General features: G+C 70.4%; 16 protein-coding genes and 1 riboswitch. Of the genes, 3 read left to right on the top strand and 13 right to left on the bottom strand.

What is annotated here, in order from left to right:
• Positions 1–4: 4 nt before the first annotated feature.
• Both ACIP93_RS29240 and ACIP93_RS29235 read right to left on the bottom strand, forming a co-directional pair.
• Positions 5–796, bottom strand: coding sequence for a CPBP family intramembrane glutamic endopeptidase (locus ACIP93_RS29240; protein ID WP_401763686.1), 792 nt, complete (start codon positions 794–796; stop codon positions 5–7).
• 203 nt (positions 797–999) lie between these two features.
• A complete protein-coding gene (locus tag ACIP93_RS29235; protein WP_345225158.1) occupies positions 1000–2508 on the bottom strand; it encodes a glutamate--cysteine ligase in 1509 nt (502 codons plus the stop codon).
• Positions 2509–3010: 502 nt separating this feature from the next.
• Between ACIP93_RS29235 and ACIP93_RS29230 the strand changes: the two genes are divergently transcribed.
• Together ACIP93_RS29230 and ACIP93_RS29225 are read left to right on the top strand one after the other, a co-directional pair.
• Positions 3011–3613 carry a hypothetical protein gene (locus tag ACIP93_RS29230; protein WP_401763373.1) on the top strand — a complete coding sequence of 201 codons (603 nt, stop codon included), beginning with the start codon at positions 3011–3013 and terminating at the stop codon, positions 3611–3613.
• A 319-nt stretch (positions 3614–3932) separates the two neighbouring features.
• The gene (locus ACIP93_RS29225; protein WP_345226678.1) at positions 3933–4130 is read left to right on the top strand and encodes a DUF5999 family protein; all 198 of its coding nucleotides are present in this window, start codon (positions 3933–3935) and stop codon (positions 4128–4130) included.
• Between the two features lie 121 nt (positions 4131–4251).
• On the opposite strand, the gene gcvP is transcribed toward ACIP93_RS29225, so the two are convergent.
• Complete coding sequence (gcvP, locus tag ACIP93_RS29220; RefSeq protein ID WP_401763371.1) at positions 4252–7140, bottom strand: aminomethyl-transferring glycine dehydrogenase; 2889 nt, start codon at positions 7138–7140, stop codon at positions 4252–4254.
• Between the two features lie 200 nt (positions 7141–7340).
• Positions 7341–7437: riboswitch (glycine riboswitch) on the bottom strand.
• Between the two features lie 127 nt (positions 7438–7564).
• Here gcvP and ACIP93_RS29215 point away from each other — a divergent pair.
• Positions 7565–7882 carry a PRC-barrel domain-containing protein gene (locus tag ACIP93_RS29215; RefSeq protein ID WP_345225149.1) on the top strand — a complete coding sequence of 106 codons (318 nt, stop codon included), beginning with the start codon at positions 7565–7567 and terminating at the stop codon, positions 7880–7882.
• 84 nt (positions 7883–7966) lie between these two features.
• Here ACIP93_RS29215 and ACIP93_RS29210 read toward each other — a convergent pair whose 3' ends face one another.
• The 10 genes from ACIP93_RS29210 to ACIP93_RS29165 all read right to left on the bottom strand — a co-directional run bounded on the left by ACIP93_RS29210 (position 7967) and on the right by ACIP93_RS29165 (position 18050).
• Positions 7967–9322, bottom strand: coding sequence for a DNA polymerase IV (locus ACIP93_RS29210; RefSeq protein WP_401763369.1), 1356 nt, complete (start codon positions 9320–9322; stop codon positions 7967–7969).
• A gap of 113 nt (positions 9323–9435) precedes the next feature.
• The gene (locus tag ACIP93_RS29205) at positions 9436–10074 is read right to left on the bottom strand and encodes a MerR family transcriptional regulator (RefSeq protein ID WP_401763368.1); all 639 of its coding nucleotides are present in this window, start codon (positions 10072–10074) and stop codon (positions 9436–9438) included.
• Positions 10075–10293: 219 nt separating this feature from the next.
• Positions 10294–10767, bottom strand: coding sequence for a bifunctional nuclease family protein (locus ACIP93_RS29200; protein ID WP_345225142.1), 474 nt, complete (start codon positions 10765–10767; stop codon positions 10294–10296).
• A gap of 87 nt (positions 10768–10854) precedes the next feature.
• Positions 10855–11598, bottom strand: coding sequence for a MerR family transcriptional regulator (locus ACIP93_RS29195; RefSeq protein ID WP_401763364.1), 744 nt, complete (start codon positions 11596–11598; stop codon positions 10855–10857).
• A 27-nt stretch (positions 11599–11625) separates the two neighbouring features.
• Positions 11626–12495, bottom strand: a complete 870-nt coding sequence (locus tag ACIP93_RS29190; RefSeq protein ID WP_380837605.1) for an FHA domain-containing protein — start codon at positions 12493–12495, stop codon at positions 11626–11628.
• Positions 12496–12643: 148 nt separating this feature from the next.
• A complete protein-coding gene (locus tag ACIP93_RS29185) occupies positions 12644–13468 on the bottom strand; it encodes a DUF881 domain-containing protein (protein ID WP_345226675.1) in 825 nt (274 codons plus the stop codon).
• 5 nt (positions 13469–13473) lie between these two features.
• Positions 13474–13806, bottom strand: coding sequence for a small basic family protein (locus tag ACIP93_RS29180; protein WP_040019805.1), 333 nt, complete (start codon positions 13804–13806; stop codon positions 13474–13476).
• Positions 13803–14729 carry a DUF881 domain-containing protein gene (locus ACIP93_RS29175; RefSeq protein WP_345225133.1) on the bottom strand — a complete coding sequence of 309 codons (927 nt, stop codon included), beginning with the start codon at positions 14727–14729 and terminating at the stop codon, positions 13803–13805. The genes ACIP93_RS29180 and ACIP93_RS29175 overlap by 4 nt, the downstream gene beginning before the upstream one ends.
• Positions 14730–14826: 97 nt before the next feature.
• The gene (locus ACIP93_RS29170) at positions 14827–17322 is read right to left on the bottom strand and encodes a sugar phosphate nucleotidyltransferase (protein WP_401763360.1); all 2496 of its coding nucleotides are present in this window, start codon (positions 17320–17322) and stop codon (positions 14827–14829) included.
• 119 nt (positions 17323–17441) lie between these two features.
• Entirely contained in the window at positions 17442–18050 is a 609-nt protein-coding gene (locus ACIP93_RS29165; RefSeq protein ID WP_345225129.1) for a CDP-alcohol phosphatidyltransferase family protein, read from the bottom strand.
• Positions 18051–18265: the final 215 nt, after the last annotated feature.

Raw genomic sequence — 18265 nt, 5'->3', positions numbered from 1 at the left:
GGCCTCAGAGGGTGGGCAGCCAGTCCACCTTCCCGGCCAGCACCGCGTACCCCACGAACGCCCCGACGTCGAGCAGCGTGTGGGCCGCCACCAGCGGCCCCACCCGCCCCCACCTGCGGTACAACAGCACGAAGACGACGCCCATCACCACGTTCCCCAGGAAGCCGCCGATCCCCTGGTACAGGTGGTACGACCCGCGCAGCACCGAACTCGCGACCAGCGCGGCCATCGGCGACCAGCCCAGTTGCCCGAGCCTGCGCAGCACGTAGCCGACGACGATGACCTCCTCCAGCACGGAGTTCTGCACCGCCGACAGGATCAGCACCGGATACTTCCACCACACCTCCGGCAGCGACTCCGGCACCACCGTGAGGTTGAACCCGGCCGCGTTCATCACCAGGTAGAAGGCGAGCCCGGTGCTGCCGATCCCGGCCGCGACGAGCGTCCCGCGCCCCAGGTCCGGCCACGGCTCCGACCGGTCGAACCCGATGTCCCGCAGTCCGCTGCCCTCCCGCAGCAGCAGGTACGCGACGAGCGCCACCGGCACCAGCGCCGTCGAGATGCTGAACAGTTGCCACACCAGGTCCAACCACGGCCGACCGGGCGCGGCCGACGCGTTCAGATTGGCCGCCTGGTCCTTCAGTCCGCCCGGCCGGGTCAGCGCCCCGACGAACCGGATCAGCGCGGACAGCCCGCTGGCGCCCAGCGACAGCGCCAGCACGATCAGCAGTTCGGCCCCCAGCGCCCGCCGCCCGGGTGCCGTCCAGCGCCCGTCCACCGGCTTCCCGGACACCACCTCAGCCACCGGCCCACCATCCCCTCACGCTCACGCCTCCACCGACATCACCCCATCCTCCCTCCCCCACCTGTGCACACCGGTCCCCGCCCCGCAGCCGGGGCACGACGGAACTCGCTCACGGCCCTGCTCCCCGCATCGCACGCGGGCCCCCCGCCCCCGATGTCCGCCTTCCGCCTTCCGCCTTCCACTCCCTCACTCACTCACGACGGCCCCGGAAACCCCACCGGCCACAAGTGCACCGGCTCCCCGCCCCACATCAGCTCGCCGTACCTCCGCGTCATCGCCGCCAGCGCCGCCTCCCGCCCGAGCCCGGCGTCCACGGCCCGGTGGTAGGTGTCCACCTGCCAGGACGCCCCGTTCACCCGCCGCCGGCACCGCTCCTCGATCACCCCGAGATACCGGTCCCGGTCCGCCGCCTCGACCCCCCAGGCGTCCAGCCCCGCCGCCGCCAGCGGCAGCAGCTCGTCCCGCACCAGCTTCACGGCCGGCACCTTCTGCGTGCCCGAACCGCGCCCGGCCCGCGGCCACGTCAGCTCCGCCTCGATCCCGTACCGGCAGGCCGTGTCGAAGTTCGCCTCCGCCTCCTCGAACGCCATCCGCCGCCACACCGGCCTGGCGTCCTCGGCGAGCGCCCGGACGAGCCCGTAGTAGAAGGCCGCGTTGGCGATCACGTCGGTGACGGTCGGCCCGGCGGGCAGCACCCGGTTCTCCACCCGCAGGTGCGGCACCCCGTCCGCGACGCCGTACACCGGCCGGTTCCACCGGTACACGGTCCCGTTGTGCAGCACCAGTTCCTTGAGCTGCGGCACGCCCCCGTCGTCCAGCACCCGCAGCGGGTCCTCCTCGTCGCAGATCGGCAGCAGCGAGGGGAAGTACCGCAGGTTCTCCTCGAAGAGTTCGTACGCCGAGTCCACCCACCGCTCCCCGAACCAGGTCCGCGGCCGCACGCCCTGCGCGATCAGCTCCGCCGGCCTGGTGTCGGTGGCCTGCGTGAACAGCGGCGGCCGCGACTCGCGCCACAGTTCCTGCCCGAACAGGAAAGGCGCGTTGGCCCCGACCGCGATCTGCACCCCCGCCACCGCCTGCGCCGCGTTCCACACGTCCGCGAAGCGTCCCGGCGTCACCTGGAGGTGAAGCTGCACCGACGTGCAGGCCGACTCCGGCACGATCGACTCCGAGGTGCACGTCAGCCGCTCCACGCCCTCGATGTCGAGCTGGAAGGGCTCGCCCCTGGCCGCCACGATCTGCTCGTTCAGCAGCTCGTACCGGTCCACGTCCGACAGATTGGCGTGGACGAGGTCGTCCCGGCCCAGCGTGGGCAGGATGCCGATCATCACGATGCCCGCGTCGACCTCGGCGGCCTTCCGGTGGGCGTATCCGAGTCCCGTCCGCAGTTCCTCCGCCAATTGGTCGAGGACCCGGCCGCCCAGGCGGTGCGGGACGATATTGACCTCCAGGTTGAACATGCCGAGTTCGGTCTGGAAATCCCGGCTCGCAATGCGCTCCAGCACCTCGGCATTCATCATCTTCGGCAGCCCGTCCGGCCCCGCGAGATTCAGCTCGATCTCCAGGCCCATCAGATTCTTGGGCCGGTCGAACCGCTTCTCCTCGAAGAGCCTCCCGAGCCCCTCCAGACACCGTTGGAGCTTGTGCCGGTACTTCTGCCGGTCCGACAGCGCGAACCCGTCCGCGACGACCTTCTCACCCATCGGAGCGTCCTTCCTCAGCCGGGGCAGCCCGCGGCACGACCGCTGTGTCCTGTGGTTCACGGTCGATGATGCCCCGGCGGACTGATCCATAACGCCCCGCGGACGAGCGGCGCGCAGTATCCTCGACGCACATTCCACCGGGCACATTCCGCAGGCATGGCGCACAATGCAGTCACCACTCCCTGACAGTGGTCCAAAACGCCGACGAGTTCAAGCCGACCGCACTGGAGGCGAAAAAAGAGCCTCCGCCCCGGAATTACACGGAATTCTCCCCTGATTCCCGCCCGGCGACCTCGTACGAAAAGTCCGGATGTTGCCTTGCCCGCAATGTTCACGACAGCTAGCGGAAACACCGTGTGAACACGTGTCGTATAAACTCCGCGAACGAGGCGGAGAGCTGACGCCGGGCCCTCGCCCACGGCCCCTCCGACCCCGCACCGCTGACAGCGCCGTCCGCACCGCCCAGGCTCCACCGTGTCTCCCGAGCGAGAGGCGTCCCACCATGCCGCTGCACGTACCCCCGGCTCCCGCGCCCGCCCTGCGCAGCGTTCTCGCGGCACTCGGCTCCCCCGCCGCCGTCCGCGAAGCCCCCACCCCGTCCCTGCGCGCCCTGACGGGCCCGCCCACGCCGGAGCTGCCGCTGCCCGTCCACGTACTGGACCGGCTCACCGGCGACGGCCCCTTCCGCACCCGGCTCACCGGCTGGCGCTTCCTCATCCGGAGCAACGACCGCGCGGTGGCCGCGGCCGACAGCATGCTCACCCCGGACGGCTGGACCTTCTCGCACTTCTTCGAGGGCCCCTATCTGAATTCCACCGAACGCGCCCTGCGGCAGGCCGAGTCCCTGCCGGCCGACTGCCAGCCGCGCCTGCTGTCCATTCCGGCCCTCTACATGCTGACCCTGTGGCTGCACGGCGACCCCGGCGCCGACGCCTCGTCCGGTGCGCCCGCCCCCGGTGACGTGCTGATCCCGCTCGCCCCGGCCCCGCCCGGCATCGCCGCACACCGCCCCCGCACGGTCGCCGACCTGCTGCCCGCCCTGGCACTGCGCCTCACCCCCGCGCCCGCCGCGAAGACGACCCCGCTCCTGGGCCAGCCCGCCTGACCTCCGCGCCCGCGCCCCCCGTACGAGGCCCCGCGCCCCCCGCACGTCGGCGCGGGGCCTCGCGCCGCCCGTGTGCCCCATCCGGAGTAGCCCTTACGGGCCACCCCGAACCACCCGAAGAGAGGGGGCAGTTGAGCTGAACCGTCCGCACGGGTGACGCGTCCTTGTTCAATAAGAAGAGCTGCCGTGAAATCCCTGCGGAACGACGCCCGTAGGGCAACACTGGGGACCGGACCAACTGATACGGGGGGCGGCCATGAACACCGATTCGAGCCGCGAGAGCACCTTCACCACCACCACGCAGCGAAAGAACCCTTCCATGTGCCAGCACCAACCACCCTGCCCGACCGCCGAATCCGCCGACCGGGAGGCCGCCCACCCGATGGCGCACCACCCGGAGCAGGGCTGGAGCCTGCTGTGCAACGGCGTCCTCCTCTTCGAGGACACCGGCGAACTCCTGCCCGACGGGCAGATCATCGCCCCGCACCGCCCGCTGGACGTGGCCACCGCCGCCTAGGCGTACGCCGCGTCCGACCACCGGCGTCGTACGCCGGGAACAGGACGTACGACGCGGGGGCCGGCCCGGAGCATCCGCTCCGGACCGGCCCCCGACCAGGTCGATCACTGGCTGCCGACCGTCAGTTGTCGTACTCGTCCATCGGGGGGCACGAGCAGACCAGGTTGCGGTCGCCGAACGCGCCGTCGATGCGCCGCACCGGCGGCCAGTACTTGTCCGCCGCCGAGACACCGGCCGGGAAGACGGCCTCCTCGCGGGTGTACGGGTGCTCCCACGCGCCGCCGAGCGCGGCCGCGGTGTGCGGGGCGTTGCGCAGCGGGTTGTCCTCGGCGGGCCACTCGCCGCCCGCGACCTTCTCGATCTCGCCGCGGATCGCGATCATCGTGTCGCAGAACCGGTCGAGCTCGAACAGGTTCTCGCTCTCCGTCGGCTCGATCATGAGCGTCCCGGCGACCGGGAACGACATGGTCGGCGCGTGGAAGCCGTAGTCGATGAGCCGCTTGGCGATGTCGTCCACGCTCACGCCCGTCGCCTTCGACAGCGGACGCAGGTCCACGATGCACTCGTGCGCGACGAGGCCGTTCGGGCCGGTGTAGAGCACGGGGTAGTGCGGCTCCAGGCGCTTGGCGATGTAGTTCGCCGCGAGCACCGCCACCTGCGTGGCCCGCTTGAGCCCCTCGCCGCCCATGAGGCGTACGTACGCCCACGAGATCGGCAGGATGCCGGCCGAACCCCACGGCGCGGCCGAGATCGGGCCGACGCCCGTCTCGGGGCCGGCGGACGGCTGGAGCGGGTGGTTGGGCAGGTACGGCGCGAGGTGCGCGCGCACACCGACCGGGCCGACGCCCGGGCCGCCGCCGCCGTGCGGGATGCAGAAGGTCTTGTGCAGGTTCAGGTGGCTGACGTCGCCGCCGAACTTGCCCGGCTTCGCCAGCCCCACCAGCGCGTTGAGGTTGGCGCCGTCGACGTACACCTGGCCGCCGGCCTCGTGCACGGTCGCGCAGATGTCGGCGACGTGCTCCTCGAAGACGCCGTGCGTGGACGGGTAGGTGATCATCAGCACCGACAGTTCGTCCCGGTACTGCTCGATCTTGGCGCGCAGGTCCTCGACGTCGACCTCGCCGTCGTCGGCGGTCCTGACCACGACGACCTTCATGCCGGCCATGACGGCGCTCGCGGCGTTGGTGCCGTGCGCGGAGGACGGGATGAGGCAGACGGTCCGCTGCTCGTCGCCGTTGGCCCGGTGGTACGCGCGCACCGCGAGCAGACCGGCCAGCTCGCCCTGCGAACCGGCGTTGGGCTGGATGGACACCGCGTCGTACCCGGTGACCTCGGCGAGGCGCTCCTCCAGCTCACGGATGAGCGTGAGGTACCCGGCTGCCTGGTCGACCGGCGCGAAGGGGTGGATCTGGCCGAACTCGGGCCAGGTCACCGGCTCCATCTCGGTGGTCGCGTTCAGCTTCATGGTGCAGGAGCCGAGCGGGATCATGCCGCGGTCGAGCGCGTAGTCGCGGTCGGCGAGCCTGCGCAGGTAGCGCAGCATCGCGGTCTCGGAGCGGTGCGCGTGGAAGACCGGGTGGGTCAGGTACGCGTCCGTGCGCAGCAGCCCCTCGGGCAGCGCCTCGCCGATGTTCCCGTCCAGCGCCTCGATGTCGCCCTCGACACCGAACGCGGCCCAGACGGCGGCCACTTGCGCCCGTGCCGTGGTCTCGTCACAGGCGAAGGACACCAGGTCGGCGTCGACCCGGCGGATGTTCACGCCGTTCTCCCGCGCGGCGGCGACGACCTCGTCGGCCCGGCCCGGAACCCGTACGGTCAGCGTGTCGAAGTACGCGCCGTGCACGACCTCCACACCGCCGGCGCGCAGCCCCTCAGCGAGGATCGACGCGTAGCGGTGCGTGCGCCGCGCGATGCCCTTGAGCCCCTCGGGCCCGTGGTACACGGCGTACATCCCGGCCATCACGGCCAGCAGGACCTGCGCCGTGCAGATGTTGCTCGTCGCCTTCTCACGGCGGATGTGCTGCTCACGCGTCTGGAGCGCCAGCCGGTACGCCTTGTTGCCGTCGGCGTCCACGGACACGCCCACGAGGCGGCCCGGCAGGCTGCGCGCGAACTTCTCGCGTACGGCCATGAACCCGGCGTGCGGACCGCCGAAGCCCATCGGCACGCCGAAGCGCTGCGTGGTGCCCACCGCGATGTCCGCGCCCAGCTCGCCCGGCGACGTCAGCAGCGTCAGCGCCAGCAGGTCGGCGGCGACGGTGACGATCGCCCCGAGCTCGTGCGCGGCGTCGATCACCGGCTTGATGTCCCGCACCACGCCGGAGGCGCCGGGGTACTGGAGCAGCACGCCGAACACACCGCGCTCGGCGGCCTCGGCCGGGACGCCCTCGCTCAGGTCGGCGACGACGACCTCCACACCGGTCGGCTCGGCGCGGGTCCGGAGGACGGCGATGGTCTGCGGAAGCGTTTCCGCATCCACCAGGAACACACCGCTCTTGACCTTGCCCACGCGGCGCGCGAGCGACATGGCCTCGGCCGCGGCGGTGCCCTCGTCGAGCAGCGAGGCGCCCGAGGTCGGCAGCCCGGTCAGCTCGGCGACCATCGTCTGGAAGTTGAGCAGCGCCTCCAGCCGGCCCTGCGAGATCTCCGGCTGGTACGGGGTGTACGCCGTGTACCAGGCGGGGTTCTCCATCACGTTGCGCAGGATGACCGGCGGAGTGAAGGTCCCGTAGTACCCGAGCCCGATCATCGGGGCGAGCACCTGGTTGCGGTCGGCGAGGGTGCGCAGCTCGGCCAGGACCTCGGCCTCGGTGCGCGCGTCCGGAAGCCCCAGCGCCTCGGCGTTCTTGATGGCGTCCGGCACCGCGGCGGCGGTCAGCTCGTCGAGCGACCCGTAACCGACCTGCGCGAGCATCTTGGCCTGCGCTTCGCCATCGGGGCCGATGTGACGCTGCTCGAAGGGAATGCCACGCTCGAGCTCTGCGAGCGGAATACGACGGTTGGCGGTCATCTGCGGAAGGCCTCCTGGTCCGACACGACCTGCGAGGGGCACCACGGCACGGGTACCCGGACGGCCTCCCCCTCTGTCATCTCAACCTGAGAGCTTCACCGGAGCGCCACAGAACCGCGCCCCGACTTTCACCGTCGGTGAGGAAAGGCCACGCACCGGCCTGCGCCGGACCCGCCACCCGCCCTGCTTTCCAGAGTGACCTCGTCCGTGCGGTACAGGGGCCTGAGAGATTCCGGGGAGGAGTTGCTCCTTCGGCGCCTCCGACACGTACTCGGAGGACTCTCCCGCACGGGGTCAGCAGCCTCGGCCAGCCTACCAGCGCACTCATCGTTCGATCCCTCAAGTGGCCAGCCTCGGGAATCTGTTCTTTCGTAGTGTTTTACGGGGATTCACCCAGCAGCTGCTGCGACCAGTTGGAGGGACCGTGCAGACCGACATCGATCCGCGCAGCCTGATCGGCCGCAAGGCGTTCGACCGCAACGGCACGAAGATCGGAACCGTGGACGAGGTCTACCTCGACGACGCCACCGGCACTCCGGAATGGGCGGCCCTGCGCACGGGGCTCTTCTCCCGCGACGCCTTCGTCCCCCTGGAGCCCAGCCGCCTGGAGGACGACACCCTGCACATCCCCTTCGAGAAGTCCCTGATCCGCGACGCCCCCGACTTCGGCGTGGGCCGCCACCTCTCCCCCGAACAGGAACTCCAGCTCTACCACCACTACGGCCTCCACGTCCCCCAATGACAGGGGCGCCCCCGCGAGGACGGCGCCGGGACGAGGTCCGCGGGCCCGGGGCGAGCCGCCGCCCCGAACGGTGACCCTCCGCCCCTACCCCACCAGCGGCAGCGGCTCCCCCGCCGCCAGATCCGGGTCGTCGACCCGAAACGTCCGCACCCGCCCCGGCCCCGCCGACCCCGGTTCCTCGAACCGCACCGTCACCCGCCCCAGCCCGCTCCCCTGCACCCACCCCGGCCCGTACTCCACGTGCCGCACGTCGTGCCCGGCCAGCCACCGCCGCTCGCCGGGCTCCTCCACGGCGGGTTCCTCGACCGGTTCCGGAGCCACGGCCTCCACAGCCGCCCCGGACGCGCCGGCCGCCTCCGCGTCCCGCGCCGCCACCTGCGCGAACAGGTCCTCCTGCGTGAAGTCCGCCAGCCCCGTCACCCCCACCCCCAGCAGCCGCACGCCCCCCGTCGTGTCCACCCCCTCCAGCAACCGGGCCGCCGCCTCCCGCACGACCCCCGGATCGTCCGTCGGCCCCCGCAGGGTCTCCGACCTGGTCAGCGTCGAGAAATCGAATCTCCGCACCTTGAGCACCACGGTCCGCCCCGACCGCCCCGCCCTCCGCAGCCGCTCCACGCACCGGTCCGCGAGCCGCTCCACCTCCAGGCGGACCCGTACGCGGTCGTGCAGGTCCACCTCGAAGGTGTCCTCGACCGACACGGACTTCGCGTCCCGCTCGGCCACCACGGGCCGGTCGTCGAGCCCCTGGGCCATCCGGTGCAGCGAGGCCCCGTGCGCCTTGCCCAGCAGCCGTACGAGCTCGTCCTCGCCCGCCTCCGCCAGGTGCGCGACCGTCGTCATCCCGGCCCGCCGCAGATGGTCGCCGGTGGCGGGCCCGACCCCCGGCAGGATCCGCACCGGCATCGGCGCGAGCAACTCGCGCTCGGTCCCCGGCGCCATCAGCCGCAGCCCGTCCGGCTTGGCCTCCTCCGAGGCGATCTTCGCCAGCATCTTGGACCCCGCGAGCCCCACGGAACCGCTGACCCCGGTCACCCTCCTGATCTCGGCCCGCAGCCACTCCCCGACCGCTCGCGCGGACGCCTCGTCGTCGGCGGCTCCGCCGGCCTCCAGATCCACGAAGGCCTCGTCCAGGCTGAGCGGCTCCACCAGCGGCGACAGCCGCCCCAGCAGCTCCATCACCTGCTCGCTCACCGCGCGGTACACGGCGAAGCGCGGCACCAGGTACGCGGCGTTCGGCGCGAGCCTGCGCGCCTGCGCCGTCGGCATCGCCGAGTGCACACCGAAGCGCCGCGCCTCGTACGAAGCGGTGGCCACCACTCCGCGCGGCCCGATCCCGCCCACCACGACCGGCTTTCCGCGCAGGCTGGGTTTGGCCGCCTGCTCCACTGCGGCGTAGAAGGCATCCATGTCCAGATGCAGAATGGTCGGCGCGGTCCTCACCCCACCGATGCTGCCCTACGCCACTGACAATCGGCCGGACCGCGCACGCCGAGGCCCGGCAGCCACTGACGCGGCAGCCTTCGCCTTAAGCAGCCGAAGCCCCGCACAGGGCCTCACACGGCCCGGTTGCGCCGCCTCGCCAGCTCGTCCCCCGGGTTGTTCCCGACCAGCGTCTCGCCGGTGTCCACGCGTTCCCCGTGCAGTTGCGACAGCGCCGTCTCGACGTCCCGCCACACCACGCCCACGGCGATCCCGAAGACCCCCTGGCCGCCCTGCAGCAGGCTGACGACCTCGTCCGGCGAGGTGCACTCGTACACCGTGGCCCCGTCGCTCATCAGCGTCATCCGCTCCAGGTCCTGGAAGCCCCGGGCCCTCAGGTGCTGCACGGCGGCGCGGATGTTCTGCAACGCGACCCCGGTGTCCAGGAACCGCTTGACGATCTTGAGTACGACGACGTCGCGGAAGCTGTAGAGCCGCTGCGTGCCCGACCCGTACGCGGGCCGCACACTCGGCTCGACGAGCCCGGTGCGCGCCCAGTAGTCCAGTTGCCGGTACGTGATCCCGGCCGCCGCACACGCGGTGGGTCCCCGGTACCCGACCGTCTCGTCCGCTGGCTGGACCGCAGCCGCGCGGGGGAGCTGATTTCCCGCGAGGCGCCCCGTGGGGCGTCCCGTGGAACTTGCTGTGGGGTCGGCCGAACTGCCGAGCGGATACGGCCCGCCCGTCGCCGTACCGTCGCCGCTGATTCTCACGCCGACCTCCGTCCTTGACCTGCCCTGTCGACGGTAGGCAGTCGCCCGGGGTGCGTCAACGATCGCCACACTCGGCACGCCGAGTGATAATCACCCGGAGAGTGGTTTCACCCACCGCTCCTCGGGGAAAGGCTACTCGAATGCGCAGAAGTCCCCGGGGACCCGAAGGCCCGCCGGGGACTCATGACTGGGGCGATCACCGGCCGTTCGCCGGACCGGTCACTGGCTGTTGGTACCGAAGTCCTCCGGCGAGATCTGGTCGAGGAACTCGCGGAACTTCTCCACTTCGTCCTCCTGCTCGTCCGGAATCGCGATCCCGGCATCGTCCAGCACCCCGTCACTACCGTAGATCGGCGTCCCGGTGCGCAGCGCGAGCGCTATCGCGTCCGACGGCCTGGCACTGACCTCCACCCCGCTGGCGAAGACCAGCTCGGCGAAGAAGACCCCGTCCCGCAGATCGGTGATCCGCACTTCGGTGAGCTCCTGGCCGACCGCTTCGAGCACGTCCTTGAACAGGTCGTGCGTCAGCGGCCTGGCGGGGGCCAGCCCCTGCTGGGCGAAGGCGATGGCAGTGGCCTCACCCGGTCCGATCCAAATGGGAAGGTACCGATCGCCTCCCACTTCACGCAGGAGCACGATCGGCTGGTTGTTGGGCATTTCCACCCTGACACCTACGACGTCGAGCTCGTTCACACAGCAACCCTAGGACGTGCCCGACCGGTTTGGATAGTCGGGCTCCTGTTCACTCCACCTGCGGCGCGGTTTCGCCCCACCCGTGGCTCAGTTCGTACCTGCCCGCAGCGCGGTCTGCACCAGTGCCGCGTGCAGCCGTACGGACAGCCCCGCCAGCTCCCGGGTGGTCGCCTCGGCGTGCGCCCTGGTCTGCGGATTGCGGTGCCTGCGCAAGGGCGCGACGATGTTCCCGATCAGTCCGGCCTCGCGGTCCGCCGCGGCCTTCATGGCCCGCAGGTGCCTCGGCTCCAGACCGAATTTCCCCAGGTCCGACACGATTTTCGCCACCGTGACGGTCTCCGCGTCGTAACCGCCGTCCGGCAGTTGCGCGATCAGTCCGTACGCTTCCCACTCGACCAGGTCGCTCTCCTCGACCTCCGCCGCCGCCAGCAGCTCCTCGCGGCCCAGCCGCGCCGCCGTCACCCGCTCGGCGACCGCCTCCGACGCCCCGTCGAGCAGCTCGCGCGGCCCGCCGGGCGACGGCAGCCGGACCTCCTCGCCGCGCTCCAGCGCCTCCAGGTGCTCCTTGATGACCTTGAGCGGCAGGTAGTGGTCACGCTGCATCCGCAGCACCTGGGCGAGCCGCTCGACGTCCTCGGGACCGAACTTCCGGTACCCGGACGGCGTGCGCTGCGGCTCGACCAGCCCCTCCGCCTCCAGAAAGCGGATCTTGGAGATCGTTACTTCGGGAAATTCCTCGCGCAGCAGGCTGAGCACCGAACCGATGCTCATCAGCCTGCCGCCGGCGGAGGCGGTGCCGCGCGCGGCACCGCCCGTCTGGATTCGCAGCATGGACCTTCCCTGAAGGGACCCGGAGGATCAGACGCCCTGCTGGCTCGCGTAGAAGACCAGCCGGTACTTACCGATCTGCACCTCGTCGCCGTTCGCCAGCAGGACCGCGTCGATGCGCTCCCGGTTGACGTACGTGCCGTTGAGGCTGCCGACGTCGGAGACGGTGAAGCCACCGTCCGCGCCGCGGCGGAACTCGACGTGCCGCCTGGAGACGGTCACGTCGTCGAGGAAGATGTCGCTCTGCGGGTGGCGGCCGGCCGTGGTCAGCTCGCCGTCCAGCAGGAAGCGGCTTCCCGAGTTGGGACCGCGGCGCACCACCAGCAGCGCCGCACCCCGCGGCAGCGCGTCGACCGCGGCCTGGGCCTCGGGCGACAGCGACGGCAGCTGGGTCTGCCCCGTCTTCTCCGCCTCGTAGGCCTCCAGGCCCGAGATGGAGATGGTCGACGTGGTCTCCGAGGGCCGCTCGGCGGCGGCTCCGGCCCGCAGCGGCGCACCGCAGTTGGAGCAGAAGCGGCTGTCGGCGGCGTTCCGGTGACCGCACCTCGTGCACACGGGCAACCCAGACATGGACGGATCCTCCTGCCGAGACTGCCCCACGTGGTGGGCGCTGGTTGCGTACGGGTCGGAAGCAAACCCTCCACCCGTACCTGAGGTTGATGGTTCTCCGGAACCTATGCGGCCGGGTCCGGCCGGGTCAACAGACGGCGCGCCGCGGCCGCCGACCTCGTCGCGGAAGAGCGGGCGCTCGCCGCTCGGCTCCTCCGCCTCACCGGGGCGCGGGGCACGGTGACGCGCAGTGTGGGAGCTGCTGTCGTCGCGTGCACTCTTGCCGAACAATTTCGCAAACAACTTCACGGGCGATTCCCCTTGACCGAAACAGACCCGCCCGTGGGGCAGGACGAACCCTGCGTCAACAAACCTGCTGACTTGGACATTCTCACAACGTCCGTATCACTCGGACAGTTTCCACCACGCACCGCGTCCTCGGTGCGCCGACCCCCCGCAACCTCATGCCCTTGTCCGACAACGCTCATTCGCCCAGCCTTCACTGCGATGACGACCGAGCGTAGTCAGGCCGCTTCGCCGGTCGCAAGGCATTCACGACGATCTTCTCAAGTCGCTGGACCACGGCGGTGGCCTGCTCCTTCTCCAGAGTCTGCACGACACCGCCGGGGATGTTCAGCGCGGGCTCCAGATCCTGCGGCTTCCCGATCACCTTGAAGGTGTAGGGGGCGGCGACGTTCTTCCCGTCGATCTGAATGCTGCCTGCGTCACCGGAGAAATACGTGTTGGCCACGACGCGCACGTCATTGATCTGCACGGCCTCCGCCCCGGCGGCACGCAATTCCTGAATGGTGTCCAGCAGCCGGTCCGGCTCGACGGTCTTGTGCGGGTCCTGGACGGTCAGCGTGATGCCGGGCCCCTGTGCGCCCACCGTGCCCGCCAGGACGCCGAGCTGGCGCTCCTTCTCCAGCGTCTGCTTGCGCGCCTCCTCGGCCTGGTCCGAGCTGCTCTCCAGCTCCGACTTCTGCGCGGTCAGCCGCTGCTTCTCGTCCTCCAGGCGCTGCGTACGGTCGTCCAGCTCGTCCAGGATCCGTACGAGGTCCTCCTGCCGCGCACCGCGCAGCGCACCGTCCTCGTTGGTGGAGTTCACCTGGATCGCCAGCCCGAGCCCCAGCCCGAACAGCAGCAGCGCCACGATCAGTTGGGCCCGGGTGACCCGCGGCGGCCACAGCCCCGCGATCAGCCTCTGACGACCCGTCACTTCGCGGTGCTTGTGGTGCTCCTCGGGCGCGGGCCGCTCGGGAAAGACGTCCCGCTCCTGCGGGAGCGGACCCGGCGCTTCGGTTCCGTTGCTCTCGTTGCTCACCGGCGTCACGCCCGGAAGATGTGCCGCCGGATGGCGGCAGCGTTGGAGAAGATGCGAATGCCGAGCACGACGACCACACCGGTCGACAACTGCGCGCCGACCCCCAGCTTGTCGCCGAGGAAGACGATCAGGGCCGCGACCACGACGTTCGACAGAAAGGACACGACGAAGACCTTGTCGACGAAGATCCCGTCGAGCATCGCCCGCAGTCCGCCGAAGACCGCGTCCAGCGCGGCGACGACGGCGATCGGCAGATAGGGCTCGACCACCGCCGGCACTTCGGGCCGGACCAGCAATCCGACCACGACTCCCACGACGAGGCCCAGTACGGCGATCACGATGTGCCCTTCTCTGTCTTCTGCGGTTCGGCCACGCCCTTCGCCGCGCCTGCGGCCAGCGGCTGGGCGATGCGTACGATCAGGCTCGGCGCGGCCGGGAGCCGCACCTCGTCCTGGTCGGCGATGCTCGTACGGATGCCGTAGCTCTCCTGCAAGGCATGCAGGTACTGCCCGTCGGCACTGTCGTTGAACGTCGTGTCCAGATGCTTGCCGCCCACGGCCAGCACGGTGTACGGCGGTGCCAGCGGCCGGTTGTCGACCAGTATCGCGTCGCCCGCCGCCCGGATCGCCGAGAGCATCGTCAGCCGCTGCCCGTTGATCGCGACGGCCTCCGCACCCGACTGCCAGAGCCCGTTCACGAACCGCTGCATGTCCCGGTCGCGGACCCGGCCGGTGTCGGCGAAGCCACTGCTGCCACGCGGCCCGTCACTGCCCTCACCGGTCTCCTTGGCGTCGTCCACGACCAGTTTGACGCCCGGTCCGGTCACGGCGGTTGCTCCGGAGAGCAGGGAAACCAGTTCCGCCTGGTCGCCCCCGTGCTGCTCCAGGGCCTTGCGCTGCCGCTCCCCCACGTCCACGCGCAGGGCCTCGACGTCCTTCTCCAGCCTGTCGGCGCCGGCGGTCTCGGCCTGAATCCTGTCCACGAGCTTCTCGCGCTCCTTCGCGACCACGGGGGCCGCCAGCCGCGCGTTCGCCGCCCCGAGCGTGACCACCGCCGCCGCCAGCACCAGGCAGGCCGCCAGGCCGAGCTTCCTGCGCAGGGTGCGGGGCATCCCGGCGGTGCCGTCGGCCTCCTGCCGGGCCGCCGCCTCGGCGTACCCGTCGTCGAGACTGTGCTCCATCACGTTCGTCAGCAGCGACATCGACGCGTCGGGGCGCCGCGGTGGAGAAGGAGTGCTCCGAACGGGGGGCTGCTGCGACATGCCGCACATCGTCGCATGTCGCAGCCCCTGTCACCGAATGCCCCCACCGGCGCACCGGAGGCCGTCGCACGACGCCCTCCGGCACGCCGGCGCTGCGTCAGTGACCCGCGCTGTCGACGATCGCCGCCCACTCGTCCAGGAGCGCCTGCGCGGAGTCGTCGTCCGGCCCCTCCGCCCACAGATGGGTGACGGCCTCCGCCGGGTCGGGCAGCACCATCACCCAGCGCCCGTCGGCCTCCACGACCCGGACGCCGTCGGTGGTGTCCACCGACCGCTCCCCGGCCTCCTCGACCACCCGGCGCATCACGAGCCCCTTGACGGCCCACGGAGTCGCCAGGTCGCGCCGCAGCACGTGCGCACGCGGTATCCGCGCGTCGATCTGGCTCAGCCGCAACTGCGTCCTGGCCACCAGCCCGATGAGCCGTACGAAGGCAGCGGTGCCGTCGAAGACACTGCTGAACTCCGGCACGATGAACCCGCCGCGCCCGTCCCCGCCGAAGATGGTCGTGTCCTCACGCGCGACCCTCGTCAGGTCGTCCGGCGACGTGGTCGTCCATTCCACCTGCGTCCCGTGGTACGCCGCCACCTGCTCGGCGACCCGCGTGGTCGTCACGGGCAGCGCCACCCGCCCGCTGCGCCGTTCCGCGGCCACCAGGTCGAGCATGACCAGCAGCGCCCGGTCGTCCTCGATGATCTTTCCGCGCTCGTCCACCAGCGACAGCCGCTCGCCGACCGGATCGAACCGCACGCCGAAGTCAGCACGCGCCGAGGCCACGATCTCCCCCAGGCGTACGAGTCCGGCCCGCCGGGACTCGGCGGTCTCGGTCGGCCGCGCCTCGTCGAGACCCGGGTTGATCGTCAGCGCGTCGACCCCGAGCCGCCCCAGCAGGCTGGGCAGCACGAGCCCGGCACTGCCGTTCGAGGCGTCGACGACGACCTTGAGCCCGGAGTCCGCGATCCCCGTCGTGTCGAGGTTCCGCAGCAGCGACCCGGTGTACGAGTCGAAGACGCTCGCCGGGAAGTGCAGGTCGCCGATCTCCCCGGGGAACGCCCGCCGGTACTCCTGGCGCGCGTACACCCGGTCCAGCTTGCGCTGTCCGCCCTGCGAGAGGTCCGCACCGCGCTCGTCGAAGAACATGATGTCCACCGAGTCCGGCACCCCGGGCGTCGTGCGGATCATGATCCCGCCGGCACTGCCCCGGGCCGTCTGCTGCCGCGCCACCGGCAGCGGCACGTTCTCCAGGTCCCGTACGTCGATGGCACTGGCCTGCAGCGCGGAGATGACCGCCCGCTTCAGCGCGCGGGCGCCCCGGGAGTGGTCGCGCGCCGTGGTGACCGTCGAGCCCTTCTTCAGCGTCGTCGCGTACGCGCCCGCCAGCCGTACGGCCAGCTCCGGCGTGATCTCCACGTTCAGGATTCCGGAGACCCCGCGCGCTCCGAAGAGGTGCGCCTGCCCCCGGGACTCCCAGATCACCGACGTGTTGACGAAGGCGCCGGCCTCGATCGTCTTGAACGGGTAGACCCGCACATTGCCCTGGATGATCGATTCTTCACCGACGAGGCACTCGTCGCCGATGACCGCCCCGTCCTCGATCCGGGCGGCACGCATGACGTCGGTGTTCTTGCCGATCACACATCCGCGCAGGTTGCTGTGCGGCCCGATGTAGACGTTGTCGTGGACGACGGCCTTGTGGAGGAAGGCCCCGCTCTTCACGACGACGTTGGACCCGATCACGCTGTGCTCGCGGATCTCCGCCCCGGCTTCGACCTTGGCGTAGTCACCGATGTACAGCGGCCCTCTGAGTACGGCGTCCGGGTGCACTTCCGCACCCTCGGCGACCCAGACCCCGGGCGAGATCTCGAAGCCGTCGAGCTCGACGTCGACCTTGCCCTCCAGCACGTCGGCCTGCGCCTTGACGTAGCTCTCGTGCGTACCGACGTCCTCCCAGTAGCCCTCGGCGACATAGCCGTAGACCGGCTTACCCTCCTTCATGAGCTGCGGGAAGACGTCCCCCGACCAGTCCACGGAGACGTCCGCGTCGACGTAGTCGAAGACCTCGGGCTCCATCACGTAGATGCCGGTGTTCACGGTGTCCGAGAAGACCTGCCCCCAGGTGGGCTTCTCCAGGAACCGTTCGACCTTCCCTTCCTCGTCCACGATCGTGATGCCGAATTCCAGCGGGTTCGGCACCCGGGTCAGGCACACGGTGACCAGTGCGCCCTTCTCCTTGTGGAAACGAATGAGGTCCGTCAGGTCGAAGTCGGTGAGCGCGTCTCCGGAGATGACCAGAAAGGCGTCGTCCTTCAGCGCGTCTTCGGCATTCTTGACGCTGCCCGCGGTGCCGAGTGGCTTCTCCTCGTTGGCATAGGTGAGCTCCATGCCGAGCTCTTCGCCATCGCCGAAGTAGTTCTTGACGAGCGAGGCGAGAAACTGCACGGTTACGACGGTCTCGTTGAGCCCATGCCGCTTGAGCAGCCTCAGCACGTGTTCCATGATCGGCCGGTTGGCCACCGGCAGAAGCGGCTTGGGCATGCTTGAGGTCATGGGGCGAAGACGCGTGCCTTCGCCACCGGCCATCACGACGGCCTTCATGTCGGAAGATTCCTCCTTGGACGAGAGAAGGTCCAGCCGACCGGGCCCGTCGAATTCTGGCCTTCACAGCCTCAGGAGGCCCACGAGGGCCGGCGCTGCGCTGCGCCGCTTCGACAGGGTCAATCGGTCGCGGTGTCCGCCTTCACCAGACGACGGACCTGGACCACATACAGAATCCCTGCCCACCAATAGAGGGTTGTACCCCATCCGGCGAACGCCCATCCGAAAATAGCACCAAGTTCCCCGAGCCACCCGTCCTGAACGCTGAGCAGCAACAGGGGGAAGGCGTACATCAGATTGAACGTCGCCGCCTTCCCGAGGAAGTTCACCTGTGGCGGCGGATAGCCGTGTCGACGGAGGATGCCCACCATCACGAGCAGCATGAGTTCGCGCGCCAGAAGGGCCGCCGTGACCCACCAGGGCAGGATCTCGCGCCAGGTCAGCCCGACCAGGGTCGACAGGATGTAGAGCCGGTCGGCAGCGGGGTCGAGCAACCGCCCCAAGCTGCTGATCTGGTTCCACTTGCGCGCGAGCTTGCCGTCGAGGTAGTCGCTGACGCCGCTGAGCATCAGCACCAGCAGGGCCCACCAGTCACTGTTGGGCCCGCCGAACACGGGGCGGAGGATCAGCCACAGGAACAGGGGCACGCCAACGAGACGAGCCATGCTCAGAATGTTGGGGATGGTGAGCACCCGGTCCGTCTGAACGCGAGTCTCCTGGACCTCCACCCGGGGGCCTCCTGCTGTGGGAACGTGCCGACGATTTTCCCCCTGACCTTACCCTCAGCCACCACCGCCGACCGCACAGGGGTGTACGCGCCCCATAAACGCAGAAAAGCCCCGTACCGGTTTCCCGGTACGGGGCTTTTCCACAATGATTGTTCGGCGGCGTCCTACTCTCCCACAGGGTCCCCCCTGCAGTACCATCGGCGCTGAAAGGCTTA

This window comes from Streptomyces sp. NPDC088745 (assembly GCF_044751045.1).
Classification (GTDB): domain Bacteria; phylum Actinomycetota; class Actinomycetes; order Streptomycetales; family Streptomycetaceae; genus Streptomyces; species Streptomyces cremeus.
The sequence above is the reverse complement of the archived record's forward strand: the minus strand, read 5'-3'. Positions and strand labels throughout refer to the sequence as shown.